General features: G+C 44.9%; 14 protein-coding genes. 1 reads left to right on the top strand and 13 read right to left on the bottom strand.

Translation table 11 applies throughout. The annotated features are described in order from the left end of the window. Positions 1–108: 108 nt before the first annotated feature. The 10 genes from QNH36_RS16400 to accB all read right to left on the bottom strand — a co-directional run bounded on the left by QNH36_RS16400 (position 109) and on the right by accB (position 10,070). A complete protein-coding gene (locus QNH36_RS16400) occupies positions 109–957 on the bottom strand; it encodes a TlyA family RNA methyltransferase (protein WP_144476408.1) in 849 nt (282 codons plus the stop codon). A gap of 3 nt (positions 958–960) precedes the next feature. Then, on the bottom strand, positions 961–2,853 hold the full coding sequence (dxs, locus tag QNH36_RS16405; RefSeq protein ID WP_144476405.1) for a 1-deoxy-D-xylulose-5-phosphate synthase: 1,893 nt from the start codon (positions 2,851–2,853) through the stop codon (positions 961–963). A gap of 301 nt (positions 2,854–3,154) precedes the next feature. Next, positions 3,155–4,048 carry a polyprenyl synthetase family protein gene (locus tag QNH36_RS16410; RefSeq protein ID WP_283903820.1) on the bottom strand — a complete coding sequence of 298 codons (894 nt, stop codon included), beginning with the start codon at positions 4,046–4,048 and terminating at the stop codon, positions 3,155–3,157. Positions 4,049–4,050: 2 nt separating this feature from the next. Next, positions 4,051–4,284: an exodeoxyribonuclease VII small subunit gene (locus QNH36_RS16415; RefSeq protein WP_144476399.1), complete on the bottom strand. Its 234-nt coding sequence runs from the start codon at positions 4,282–4,284 to the stop codon at positions 4,051–4,053. Then, positions 4,277–5,632 (bottom strand): exodeoxyribonuclease VII large subunit, encoded by a 1,356-nt coding sequence (xseA, locus tag QNH36_RS16420; RefSeq protein WP_251540826.1) that lies wholly within the window; start codon positions 5,630–5,632, stop codon positions 4,277–4,279. The genes QNH36_RS16415 and xseA overlap by 8 nt, the downstream gene beginning before the upstream one ends. 162 nt (positions 5,633–5,794) lie before the next feature. Continuing rightward, on the bottom strand, positions 5,795–6,667 hold the full coding sequence (gene folD / locus QNH36_RS16425; RefSeq protein ID WP_283903821.1) for a bifunctional methylenetetrahydrofolate dehydrogenase/methenyltetrahydrofolate cyclohydrolase FolD: 873 nt from the start codon (positions 6,665–6,667) through the stop codon (positions 5,795–5,797). Positions 6,668–6,720: 53 nt separating this feature from the next. Next, entirely contained in the window at positions 6,721–7,113 is a 393-nt protein-coding gene (gene nusB, locus QNH36_RS16430) for a transcription antitermination factor NusB (RefSeq protein WP_144476390.1), read from the bottom strand. Between the two features lie 657 nt (positions 7,114–7,770). Continuing rightward, entirely contained in the window at positions 7,771–8,181 is a 411-nt protein-coding gene (locus QNH36_RS16435; protein ID WP_144476388.1) for an Asp23/Gls24 family envelope stress response protein, read from the bottom strand. Positions 8,182–8,195: 14 nt separating this feature from the next. Beyond that, positions 8,196–9,551 (bottom strand): acetyl-CoA carboxylase biotin carboxylase subunit, encoded by a 1,356-nt coding sequence (accC, locus tag QNH36_RS16440; protein ID WP_144476385.1) that lies wholly within the window; start codon positions 9,549–9,551, stop codon positions 8,196–8,198. A 12-nt stretch (positions 9,552–9,563) separates the two neighbouring features. Then, complete coding sequence (accB, locus tag QNH36_RS16445) at positions 9,564–10,070, bottom strand: acetyl-CoA carboxylase biotin carboxyl carrier protein (protein WP_144476382.1); 507 nt, start codon at positions 10,068–10,070, stop codon at positions 9,564–9,566. A 208-nt stretch (positions 10,071–10,278) separates the two neighbouring features. Here accB and QNH36_RS16450 point away from each other — a divergent pair, with 208 nt between their 5' ends. Further along, positions 10,279–11,760, top strand: a complete 1,482-nt coding sequence (locus QNH36_RS16450) for a methyl-accepting chemotaxis protein (protein WP_283903822.1) — start codon at positions 10,279–10,281, stop codon at positions 11,758–11,760. Positions 11,761–11,796: 36 nt separating this feature from the next. On the opposite strand, the gene QNH36_RS16455 is transcribed toward QNH36_RS16450, so the two are convergent. Genes QNH36_RS16455 through spoIIIAF form a run of 3 tightly spaced genes read right to left on the bottom strand, consistent with a single transcriptional unit; the run spans position 11,797 to position 13,624 of the window. Beyond that, positions 11,797–12,342 carry a SpoIIIAH-like family protein gene (locus QNH36_RS16455; RefSeq protein WP_144476376.1) on the bottom strand — a complete coding sequence of 182 codons (546 nt, stop codon included), beginning with the start codon at positions 12,340–12,342 and terminating at the stop codon, positions 11,797–11,799. Between the two features lie 3 nt (positions 12,343–12,345). After that, positions 12,346–13,005, bottom strand: a complete 660-nt coding sequence (gene spoIIIAG / locus QNH36_RS16460; RefSeq protein ID WP_144476373.1) for a stage III sporulation protein AG — start codon at positions 13,003–13,005, stop codon at positions 12,346–12,348. Then, a complete protein-coding gene (gene spoIIIAF, locus QNH36_RS16465) occupies positions 12,995–13,624 on the bottom strand; it encodes a stage III sporulation protein AF (protein WP_144476370.1) in 630 nt (209 codons plus the stop codon). The genes spoIIIAG and spoIIIAF overlap by 11 nt, the downstream gene beginning before the upstream one ends. Positions 13,625–13,629 lie beyond the last annotated feature (5 nt).

Here is a 13,629-nt window from a genome sequence, read left to right on the forward strand (position 1 = left end):
AGAATGTACAATCTTTCGTGGTTTTTCATCAGAAGATCATGACAGAATTGACAAAGTGGTGAACATCTATTAGCACTTGAAATAAAAAAAAGAACAGACTGTCAAAGTCTATTCTTCCTCACTGGTTTGTTTTGATTTTAGTTCATCATGCGCATTCGTCACAACTGCCTCAGGCAGGATCCTTAACATTGATTTGCCTTTCTCATCCTCTGGATTGTTCCACCTGAGATGGAGGAGGAATTCGATATTGCCGTCGCCGCCGGTGATTGGCGAGAAGCTTAAGTCCATGACATCATAGCCCTCTTCCATCGAAAAAGAAATAATCCTGTCCAAGACTTGTTCGTGGACCTTCCTGTCGCGGACGATTCCTTTTTTACCTACCTGTTCCCTTCCTGCCTCAAACTGCGGTTTAACAAGGGCAACAACATCGCTCCCGGTTACCAGCAATGTTTTAAGGACTGGCAGGATGAGACGAAGTGAAATAAATGAAACATCAATGCTTGCGAAATCCGGCATCCCTTTTACAAGATCTTCTGGTTTAACGTAACGGAAATTCGTACGCTCCATCACGACGACTCTTTCATCCTGGCGGAGCTTCCAGGCGAGCTGATTGTAGCCAACATCAAGCGCATAGGACATTTCAGCACCATTTTGAAGAGCACAATCAGTAAATCCGCCGGTAGAAGCCCCGATATCGAGTAGTTTTTTTCCATTGACATCAAGGTCAAAAACCTTCAAAGCCTTTTCAAGCTTCAGCCCGCCCCTGCTGACATACGGAAGGAGATTTCCTTTCACCATCAAGGGAATATCGATATTAACCTTTTCACCTGGCTTGTCAAGCCTGTTTTCATTTGTATAGACGAGTCCTGCCATGATTGTCCGTTTCGCTTTCTCCCTTGTTTCAGCAAGTCCGCGGTCGACTAGCAGAACATCTAAACGTTCCTTTTTTATTTTCATTGCTTACGCCCTTTTTTGTTTCTGTCTTGCAAGCTTTTGCATTCTTAGGACAACATCTTCTGTTGTCATGCCAATTTCCTGAAGCAGCTTGTCGACGCTGCCATGTTCGATGAACTTGTCCGGAATCCCCATCCTGTCGATTTCGACGTGCTGATAGCCAAGGTCGTGTGCCGTTTCAAGCACAAAACTTCCGAATCCGCCCTGGAGGACAGCTTCCTCGATGGTCAGGATTGGCATGTTTTCTCTCAGTATCCCGGTAAGCATTTCTTCATCAAGCGGCTTGATAAAGCGTGCATTGACAACTTTGATGGATACACCTTGCTTTTCGAGGATATCTGCCGCTTCCATTGCCATTGGAATCGTGGTTCCGAATGTTAGGATGGCTGCATCTTCTCCTTCGCGCAGTACTTCCCAGCTGCCAATCGGGATTTCTTTCAATTTCTCATCCATTGGTACACCGAGACCATTGCCTCTAGGATAACGCATCGCAATCGGCCCATCATCATACTTGATTGCAGTGTTTACCATATGCTGGCCTTCATTTTCATCTTTAGGCATCATCAGTACGATATTCGGCAAATGCCTCAAAAAGGCTATATCGAATACACCCTGATGCGTTTCACCATCCGCTCCTACAAGTCCGGCACGGTCGATGCCAATGAACACATTCAGGTTCTGGCGGCAGATGTCATGAACCACCTGATCATAAGCACGCTGCAGGAAGGTTGAATAAATCGCCAGGAATGGCTTCATCTTTTGTGTCGCAAGACCTGCGGCAAAAGTCGCTGCATGCTGCTCAGCAATTCCGACATCAATCATCCTGTCCGGGAACTCACTTGCGAATCCCTCCAGTTTTGAACCAACTGGCATCGCTGGTGTCACTGCCACGATCCGCTCATCCGTACGCGCGATTTTCCTCACAGTTTCACTGACAAGCTTGCTCCAGGCAGGCGGTGAAAATTCAGGTTTTACAAAATCACCCGTTTCCATTTTATAAGGGCCGGTTCCATGCCATGTACCGATTTTATCGTTTTCGGCCGGATTGTATCCCTTGCCTTTTTTCGTGATGACATGAAGCAATACAGGTCCTTCCTGCTTTTTTGCATACGCAAGATTTTCGAAAAGAGCGTCATAATCATGGCCATCGACTGGTCCAAGGTAAGTGAAACCCAGCTCTTCGAAAAAGATGCCTGAAACGAAGAGATATTTTAAGCTGTCCTTGATCCGCTCGGCTGTGGCTGCCAGCTGGCCGCCAATCGCCGGGACTTTTTTCAGCAGGTATTCGAGTTCATCTTTTACCCAGTGGTATTTACCTGCGGTCCGGAGACGTCCAAGCACATTATGCAGGGCTCCTACATTTGGCGCAATGGACATTTCATTATCGTTCAGAATTACGATCAGCTTCTTTTTCTCATGGCCGATATGGTTCAACGCCTCTAAAGCCATTCCCCCTGTAAGGGCACCATCGCCGATGATCGGTACGATATGGGAGTTTTCACCCTTCAAATCACGGGCGATTGCCATTCCCATCGCCGCTGATAAGGAGGTTGAACTATGGCCGGTTTCCCAGACATCATGCTCGCTTTCCACCATTTTCGGAAATCCGCAGAGGCCTTTATGCTGCCGCAATGTATCGAATTGACAGGCTCTTCCTGTCAGGATTTTATGGACATAGGACTGGTGGCCAACATCCCAGAGGAATTTATCCTTCGGGCTGTCAAAGCATTTATGGAGTGCAATCGTTAATTCGACAACCCCAAGGTTTGGTCCAATATGTCCGCCTGTGACCGATAATTTTTCTATCAAAAACTGCCGAATCTCCCTGCTTAACTCTTCCAATTCCTTTTTCGAAAGATTTTTCAAGAAGGAAGGGTCTTTTATCGATAAAAGATCCATTCGGACCACTCACTTTCATTTCTGACTTATCATTCCGCCATTTTTATTTAGGCTGTACCTTTAAAGACTATTGCTTTGCCTGCTTCGCATCACACCGCATTACAAGCAATATGGTTAAATTAACCTTATTCTAAAAAAGTTGTTAGTAATAACATATATTAAATAAAGAACGGTTTTCAAGCTATACCTTAAAATATGGCATCTATTTTTTACAATATGTATAAAAAAAGCCGCCAACACCAAGGTGCTAACAGCTTATTATAGCACACGAATGAAGAATGCTTCAACGAGGCAAAGGTTTCTAATGGTTCCTTAATCCAATCAAATCGGTAATTTGTGAAAGGACGCCCACTTGAAGTCCAGTTGATTCCAGAGCATCCTTAGCACTGTGCAGGTGATCCTGCAGGGCTTGTTTGGCTCCATCCAATCCAAGCAAAGCTGGATAAGTGCTTTTTTCGTTCGCTGTATCGCTGCCGACGGGTTTGCCAATCGTCTCTTCTGTTCCTTCAAGGTCCAGGATATCGTCACGAATCTGGAAAGCAAGGCCAATATGATAAGCGAACTTGGCCAGTATTTCCTTTTGTGCAGCGGTTGCCCCTGCAATCTCTGCTCCGGCAATGATACTGTACTCAAGCAATTTCCCTGTTTTATGGATATGGATATATTCCATCTGTTCGAGCGTCAGTTTCCTGTGCTCCCCTTCCATATCCGCTACTTGTCCGCCAACCATACCATTGGCTCCCGCGGCAGTTGATAACCTGGTGATCAATGCCAGCTTGACTTTGTCGGATGCTGAGCCCTCTGGCATTTCAGCGATTATTCTGAAGCTAAGCGTCAATAATGCATCCCCTGCAAGAATGGCAGTGGCTTCGCCGAACACTTTATGATTCGTCGGCTTTCCTCTTCTTAGATCATCATCATCCATGCTAGGAAGATCATCATGGATCAAAGAATAAGTATGGACCATTTCAATTGCCGCAGCAGCATCAAGTCCATGGATCGGGTCTTTTCCAAAAGCGTCAATCACCGCAAAGACCAGGAGTGGACGGATTCTCTTCCCGCCTGCTTCAAGAGAATAGAGCATGGCCTTTGCAAGGTTTTCCGGAGTCTCCAGGGAGCCAACCGCATCCCTTAGCCGCTCCTCAAGAAGAGCCTTATATTTCTTTGTAAAAGATTCTAGTGAAACAGGATGCAATACTATTCCTCCTCATTTATGGAGAAGCTCTCAGTCCGTCCATCTTCAGTAATGATCTGGGCCAGTTGTTCTTCCACATTCTTTAGCTTATCATGGCAAAGCTTGGATAATTCCATTCCTTCTTTATAAAACGAGATGGCTTCCTCCAATGGCACATCGCCCTCTTCCAATTTTTCAACGATGCTTTCCAGTTGGTCCATCGCCTGTTCAAAGCTCAGTTTTTTTTCTTCAGCCATTGTTTTCACTCTCCTCAATATCTGTGACGACGCATTCAATGCTTCCATCAGAAAGCTTTACGAATATTTTTCGTTCAGGCTTTACCTGATTGACAGTCTTGATTAAACTTCCATCCTCAGTGTAGGCCAGACTATATCCACGGTCCATGATTTTCAGCGGACTCAATGCTTCAAGTGTAGATAAGATACCGTTGAACTCTTTTCGCTTTTCTGAAACAACAGCTGTCATGGCTCTGTTTAATGCCCGCGTTGTTCTTATATGTCTATCCGCAGAGATTTTCCTCAATTCCTCTGGATGGCTGCGCTCCAATCTTCGTTTCAATTGAATCAGCGAATCGTGTTTTGAGGAATATAACTTCTTTGCTCCGCGGGTAAGTGATTCAGTCAGTTTGTCCACTTGTTCAAGCTTTTGCTCATACAATTTCCTCGGATAGCGGAAGGCGTAAGACCTGATCAGCCGCTGGTAGCGCTCCTGCTGGAAGAACACCTTTTCCCGCATAGCCCTCATCAGTCTGGTTTCCCTGTTCATTACCCTCTCGATCAATTCCTGGATATGAGGGACAGCCAGTTCAGCCGCACCTGTTGGCGTCGGTGCTCTCATATCTGCAACGAAATCCGCAATCGTGAAATCTGTTTCATGTCCAACTGCCGAAATGATCGGTATTCGAGAGGCAAAAATCGCCCTTGCGACGGTTTCCTCATTGAAATTCCACAACTCTTCAATCGATCCGCCTCCGCGTCCGATGATCAGAACATCAAGATCTCCTCGCTCATTCGCCTTCTCGATCGCCTTCACTATAGAAGGGCCGCCCTGGTCACCCTGTACGAGGGCTGGAAAGATCAGTACCTTGGTTATCGGATACCTTCTTTTGATCGTCGTCAAAATATCACGTATCGCCGCCCCTGTTGGGGATGTGACAATCCCGACAGCTTTTGGGTATTTGGGTAAAGGCTGTTTAAATTTCGGTGAAAAAAGACCTTCTTGCTCAAGCTTTTTCTTGAGCTGCTCATAAGCAACGAATAAATCGCCCACTCCATCGGTTTTCATATCCTTTATGTATATCTGATACTGGCCGCTGCCTTCATATACAGAGATATCTCCTCTGACAAGCACCTTCATCCCATTCTCGGGCCTGAACTTCATGTTTCGGGCAGATCCAGCAAACATGACAGCAAGGATTCGGGCTTTCTCGTCCTTGAGTGTAAAATACATATGTCCGCTGGAATGCCTTTTGAAGTTGGAAATTTCCCCTTTAAGATAAACACCCTGCAAATGCGGATCAGCATCGAATTTTCGTTTTATGTATTTAGTTAACGCATTGACGGTAAGATAACGCTGTTGCTCCATTGGAAAACTCCTTTGGTAGAACTAATGAATATTCCGTTAAAGATTGATTCAGGCTTCATAAAAAACTGCCCATATCCATTATAAGTTTAGAATCCCGATTCGTCACTTAACATAAGTGGATTTTCAGTTTCTAACCATAACAGATATGGACAGGATCATGCCTTATAGATTTGAATTTTGAAGTCTGTTCATATGATTTTTTGCCGACTTAAGGGTATTGTACATCAGCATGGCAATGGTCATTGGCCCGACACCGCCCGGTACTGGAGTGATATAGCCGGCCGTTTCTTTTACTTCCTCAAAAGCGACATCTCCGCAAAGTTTGCCTGCATCATTCCGGTTCATGCCCACATCGATGACCACAGCTCCTGGCTTTATATGTTCCGCTGTAATCAATCCGGCATTTCCAACAGCTGCTACAATGACATCCGCCTGCTTTGTGTGTTCTTTCAAATCCTTGGTTCTCGAATGGCAATATGTAACCGTTGCATTTTCATTTAAAAACAATTGTCCTGCCGGCTTCCCAACAATATTGCTCCTGCCAACCACTACTACATGCTTGCCGGACAGGTCGATTCCGATATCCTCCATCATCACCATCACGCCGTATGGAGTACATGGCAAAAAAGCATCCTGGCCGGTCATCATCCGGCCGATATTGATTGGATGGAAGCCATCGACATCTTTTTCAGGGGAAATGGCTTCGATCAGTTTCTTTTCACTGATATGACCTGGAAGAGGCAGCTGTACCAAAATGCCGTGGATGGCCTCATCATTATTCAATTCATCGATTTTTGCCAAAAGCTCCTGTTCAGTAATCGATACGGGATACTCTATCAGCACATTGTGCATACCCAGTTCTTTAGCTGTTTTTTGCTTACTGTTGACATAGGTTCTTGAAGCCTGATTATCTCCGACAAGAATGACAGCCAGGCCTGGGGTGATACCCTGCTTTTTTAGCTCCTGAACCTGATCCGCAATTTCGAGTCTTTTCTTTTTAGCAATTTCTTTCCCATCAATAATTATAGCAGCCATACTTTCTCCCCCTATGTGATCAGGGAAAGGCCAACCTGCATGTTTCAATGGTGTCAGGAAATGCTTTGTTTTACTTTTGACAGAACACCATTGATGAACCGGCTTGATTGGTCATCCCCATATAATTTAGCAATTTCAATCGCTTCATCAAGAACGACATTCATAGGTACCTCTTCATTGCAATATTTCAATTCGTATACGGCCAGGCGAAGCAGATTACGGTCTACAGCTGCCAGACGGTCGAGGGACCATTTTTCCAAATATACCTTGATCTCCTCATCAATTTCCGGCTGATGTTCCACTGTACCATACACAAGTTTGTTCAGATAGTCATCCCCGGCTTCTTCCTCGAGCACATGCTCAATCGCATCCGATGCTTCCACCTTGCTTATATCAATCTGGAATAAGGCTTGCAGTGCCTTTTCTCTTGCTGTTCTTCTTTTCATGAAATTCTTTAGCTCCTTTTATCGCTTGTCTGATTCTAACAAAATAATAGCATATCACATCTGATAAAGCATGGTTTCCTATTATTTTTCACTTTTTAGAAAAAAGTTAATCAAAACAAAGGGAAATATCTGGTCAAAGCAAAGAATTGCAGATGCTATTTTCCATTTCTGTGCTTGGGTTGATTGATGGGGTTATGTGTGCTCGGTTCGGACAGCTTTTATTGCTAAAACTAGTATGGTGTCTGAACTCCGGTCCACTTCGGACAGCTTTTCCTAGAAAAACTGAAATCCTGTCCGAACACGGGTCTACTTCGGACAGCTTTACTAGAAAACCCGGAATCCTGTCCGAACACGGGTCTACTTCGGACAGCTTTTACTGGGAAACCCGGGATCCTGTCCGAACTTGGACCTACTTCGGACAGCTTTTACTAGAAAACCCGGAATCCTGTCCGAATACGGGCTTACTTCGGACAGCTTTCACTGCTAAAACCGATATCCTGTCCGAACTTCGGCCTGCTTCGGACTGCTTTTACCGGAAAATACGCAATCCTGTCCGAACTTGAACCTACTTCGTACAGCTTTAAAAAAATTCGCCCTAACCTACCAAATCTATAAAAAAAACCAAAGGCATGTATATTTATGCCTTTGGTTCGGTGATTAGACTTCCTGTTCGACTTCTGGTTCTACTTTTTGGTTTTCGAACTGAACGCCGACTACATGGATATTGACTTCTGTAGCATCAAGTGCTGTCATGTTCAATAATGCCTGGCGGATGTTATCCTGGATTTTCTGTGCTACCACAGGAATTGATACGCCAAACTTCATGACGCAATATACGTCAACCTTGATTCCGTCTTCTACAAGCTCAACTTTTACACCTTTGCCGTGGTTTTTCTTTCCAAGTCTTTCGACTACACCAGCTGCGAAGCTGCCGCGCATCTGCATGACACCTTCTACTTCTGATGCAGCGATGCTTGCAATGACTTCAATTACTTCGGGTGCAATTTCTACTTTGCCCAAGCCGTTTTCATCATGGCTCATTTCAAGTAAATGTTGCTGTTCACTCATGGCTAGACCTCCTATTATTCTTCTGACATCACGTCATACATTTCCAGGAATTTCGTATTGAACTGACCTTCCACGAATTTTTCGTGATTCAGCAGCTTGAGATGGAACGGGATGGTTGTGTGGATTCCTTCTACCACAAACTCTCCAAGTGCCCTCTTCATGCGGTCAATCGCTTCTTCCCTGCTGCTTCCATAAGTAATGACTTTCGCAATCATTGAATCATAGTAAGGCGGGATTGTATAACCAGGATATGCCGCTGAATCTATTCTAACACCAAAACCGCCTGGAGGGAGATACATTTTGATTTTGCCCGCCGATGGCATGAAATTTTTCGCCGGGTTTTCTGCATTGATCCGGCATTCAATCGCCCATCCATTGAACTGGACGTCTTCCTGCTTAAGGCTCAGCCTTTCGCCGGAGGCAATCTTGATCTGTTCCTTGATCAAATCGACGCCCGTTACCATTTCAGTTACAGGATGTTCAACCTGGATGCGGGTATTCATCTCCATGAAATAAAATTTGCGGTCACGATAGTCATATATAAATTCTACAGTGCCTGCACCGGTATAATCAACTGCTTTTGCAGCCTTTACCGCTGCCTCACCCATTTCTGCCCTGATTTCACCGTCAAGCGCCGGAGATGGTGTTTCTTCAAGCAGTTTTTGCAGGCGTCTTTGGATTGAGCAATCACGCTCTCCCAGGTGGATGGTGTGGCCGTAGCTGTCAGCAAGAACCTGGATTTCAACATGACGGAAGTCTTCAATATATTTTTCAATATACACTCCAGGATTTCCGAACGCTGTCATCGCTTCCTGCTGGGTAATATTGATCCCTTTGATCAGCTCCTGCTCGGTCCGGGCAACACGGATTCCTTTACCGCCTCCGCCTGCCGTCGCCTTGATGATGACCGGGTATCCGATATCATTCGCCAGGCTGACCGCATCCTCCGTGCTTTCAACGATTCCCTGTGAACCCGGCACGATCGGCACATTCGCGTGCTTCATCGTTTCCCTTGCAACATCCTTAGTTCCCATTTTCTGGATTGCTTCAGGAGAAGGGCCAATGAAAGTAATATTGCACTCCCTGCAAAGCTCGGCGAAATCGGCATTCTCGGAAAGGAAACCGTACCCAGGATGAATGGCATCGCAGCCTGTTAGCTTGGCCACGCTGATAATATTTGTGAAATTCAAATAGCTGTCCTTTGAAGCCTTTGGTCCGATGCAGTATGCCTCATCAGCTAGCTGTACATGGAGAGATTCTTTGTCAGCTTCTGAATAAACAGCGACGGATTCAACCCCCAATTCCCTGCACGCACGGATGACGCGGACGGCTATTTCTCCTCTGTTGGCTATAAGTACTTTTTTTATCATCAATATCGCTCCTTATTCGGGCTTAACCAGGAATAAAGGCTGGCCGTATTCTACAAGCTGTCCATCTTTAACTAAAATTTCTACGATTTCCCCATTCACTTCTGCTTCAATTTCATTGAAAAGTTTCATCGCCTCGACGATACATACAACTGAATCCTTGCTCACTTTGGATCCCGCTTTAACATATGCATCTGCTTCTGGGGATGAGGATGCATAGAAGGTCCCCACCATTGGTGAAACAATCTTATGTAAATTTGAAGTATCCTGCACTTCTTCCTGCTTCACTTCCTGGACTGCTGCCGCTTCAACTTTAGGCTCAGGGCGTGGAGCTTCCTGTACTGCCGGCACTGGCTGCTGCGCAGGCGCCGTTGCAGCTGGCTGAACATGTTCAACCACAGATTTCACTGCTCCGTGCTTCTTCATTTTGATCTTTGATCCTTCATATTCATATGAAAACTCGTCAATGCTTGATTGGTCCACTAATTTAATTAACTCTCTGATTTCCTGTACTTTTAACATCTTTAGGCACCCCTTGTCCATTTCATAATTAAGACTAGATACTAACACTATACGATAATACCATGTAAAAATTCAACATGTAACACTGTTTCTTGTCTTCCTTCTCTATTTTAATATTTTCTGAAAAAAAAGTGAATTCATACGACAGGAATCCCGAAATTTCTAGCGAATATAACATTAGTTTGTTTTTGCGAGGAGACTAGAACATATGAAAACAATCGAAGAAATTAAACATGAGGATCTACAAAGGAAAAATTCCTTAACCGTCAAAGCCACTTTTGTATCCGTTATTTTGGCCGCTGCAGTGGATATCGCCATGCAAAAAGAACTTGCCGTCATCCTCTCTATTATTGTAGGCGGCGGATTGGGTGTGGGGCTGGTCGCCTTGCTTCACTATTCTAACAAGCTGGCAAACTTCATTCCCTATCTATCTGTGTTCATTGTATCAGGCGTTTTGTACCTGATTATGGAAACCAGTGTTTCCCCCGCTGCCTTCTCACTTCTTTATTTTATCCTGGCGGCTGCTGCAATCTATATGGACAGGAAATTGCTGTTTCTTGCTTCTGGGCTGGGTTTTGTGCTCATTACGATTTTCACGCTTCTACACGGGCAAGAACTGCCATTGGAGCCTAAAAATTATGTGACCATCTACCTTCTGTACATGTTAGTTACAGTCATGCTTGGGTTTCAATTTTCGATCTCAAAAAAGCTTGCAGAGACCATCGTTTCTGCCCAGCAGGAAACAGAGAGACTATTAGCGAAGGATTCAGAGACGAAAGAAGTCATTAAATCCAGTACCAGGAGTATCGCAACCCTCATAGATGAAGTGAAGTTCAAAAGCCGTGAGAACTACGAATCTTCTATTGAAATGACCCAATCGGTGACAGAAATATCTGCAGGAATCAACATTCAATCAGATTCTGTTGCGGATATCACTCAATCCCTTGAAAGGACAAACGAGGTGATTGCCAGAACATCGACACTTGTCGAAAAACTCCATCACGATTCAGTGGCAGCAGCGAGTGTCACCGAAAGAGGTGATGAGTTGATGTCCAACCTGATAAAAGAATTGACCGCATCTTATGACAATATGAGGAATGTCAACGAACATATCCTGTCTCTATCTTCATTGATCAAGGAGACAGCCAGCTTCGCATCTGACATCCAGGGTATCGCTTCACAAACTAATTTGCTGGCACTGAACGCATCGATTGAAGCTGCCAGGGCCGGAGACAGCGGCAAGGGTTTTGCCGTTGTTGCCGAAGAAGTAAGAAAACTCGCCGACATCACAAGCAACACAGCAACCCAGATTACTGAAAACCTTAAAAGTGTCATGAGTGACACATCAAATACGAAAACAGGCGTTAACCTGACAGCCGAAAAGCTCACGGAGAACCTGGAACTCGCTGCGGAAACAATGGAGGCATTCAAGAGTATCCACCAGACCTTCAAGGACCTGAAGGCGGATATTTCGGAGCAGGATGAACTGACTAGAACAATACTCGATTCATCGGTGGCAATCGAAAGTTCAATTGCTGGCTTCAGCTCCGTCATCCAGCAGGCCAGTGCAGCACTAGAGGAGATTTCCTCCTCAGCCGTCTCGCAAACCGAACATCATGAACAACTTTTCAAATCAGTCGAAGTTGCTCACCAATCTTTGGATCAATTAATAAGGCTGCAGCAAAATTAAAGGGAAGGCATTTGCCTTCCCTTATGCTTTATTGATTTATTTTGCAGGATCAAACTGAACTGCTACAGGCTGGAAAGAGCCTAACTCTGTTCTGACCATCTGGATGATTTCGTTTGCAGCAGAAGCTGAATGTTCCTTGGCTTTCACTGTGATCCTGACATTTTCACCATCCGCACGCACTAGTGCGTCTTCATAGCCCATTGATGTAATCAATGTTTCTAGAATCTGTTCCTTTTGTGAAATCGCATCAAGCTGATTCATTTTATCGATTGCTTCGCTTCTTTCTTCTGCTGGCAAGTCAGTTGTTGCGGCTACCGTCTGCAGCTCTTCTTTTTGCTTTGTGCGCTGTTCTTCAAGCTTCATTCGAAGCGCTTCGAACTTCTCATCGCTCGCGACACCGGAAACTACAGTCTTGCCATCCTTCGTTTCAGTCGCTGCTGTTTCCTTACCTTCTGCTTTCTTCTCTTCAACCCCTGCAAGATCGGACTTCTGCTGCTCTGGTGAAGTGATATAATACACCGATAATACAACCACAAGACTCAACATAGTCAGTAACCAAACTGTTTGCTTTTTCAATAACATCTATTATTCCCCCTTAGATTTTTTAGGCATGACAGCCACCCGGTGGTTCGGAACATCCAATGCCCTTGTGACCGCCTCGATAATCCATTTTTTCACTTGTATATTTTCTGCACCTTTCGCAACCACGAGCACGCCTCTGATTTCAGGCTTTTTTGTCTCGAGTACGATTGGCACCTCTTTCTCACCATTTCTGATGATGACCAGCTGCTCGTCTTGCGATGCATCCTGGACTTTTCGTTTGCCGCCTTCCCGGTCAGTTTCATCGGTCGTCTGTGATTGGATGACGGTGTTTTTCTCAAGAACCTTCTTTTCAGTAGCATCCACATTCACCAAAACAGTGACATCCCCTACGCCATTGATGCCTTCCAGGATTTCGGTCAACTGGGCTTCATATGCTTCTTCATATTCGGAAATGACATCGTTTCCTGCTGATTTTTTCTGACCGAATACAGCCGTGTCCTCTTCAGTCTCCGCCTCCTTGGTGGCAGTAACAGCCAAATCGGGATTCTGGTCGCCGATGATATTGCCGATCAGCATGATGGCTGCGCCGAATAGGACGACAATTATTAAGTATTGGTATTTGCCGGATTTCTTGTCCGGCGGCCCATCCTTGCTGCCCAGTTGTTTCTTGAGCCAGCTCAACGGACCTTTCTCATTGTCCATGCTCGTCACTCCCCCCTTCTATCATTATTTGAATAGACTTTTCAGGAACATTCCATTTTTCTGACAGAAGAGAAGATATTTGATCTGTATTCTGAGAGGTTTGTTTTGATGGAAGGGGTGCATTCGTATCAATTTCTACTTCTCTTACTACTGCCACAGCCTCTCCCTCATCCTCTGCTTTTTTCAGATGGACGATGATATACTCCAGGTTCTCTGGGAAAGGCCGCCGATCCTGATCATTTACTTCAAGCTCGATATTAGCAATCTCCATTCCTTGCTGTTCCATCAACTCCTCCTCTGCGGCTGTTTGCAATTGGACAGCCATTGTTTCTAAAATATATGCATGCTGAGAGGCTTGTATTTCTTTTTTCTGAATTTCTATTGAATTTTTTATCTTTTCATCCCCCTGGCCGCTGAACTGGCCCATTTTAGCGATTGCAGTTTCAAAATCAGAACTGAAAAGTTTCATGACCGGAGACAGGATGATAGCGATCAAAATCAGCCCTGTCACAATTTTGGTGTATTTCTGGAAACTCGAATTGGGCAGCAGCATATCCAGGACGGTCGCCAGGAGAATGAAGATGATAATATTCGTGACCCACTCTTTTATAAAATCCATTTCTT

Source organism: Mesobacillus sp. AQ2, from assembly GCF_030122805.1.
GTDB classification, from domain to species: Bacteria; Bacillota; Bacilli; order Bacillales; family Cytobacillaceae; genus Mesobacillus; species Mesobacillus oceanisediminis_A.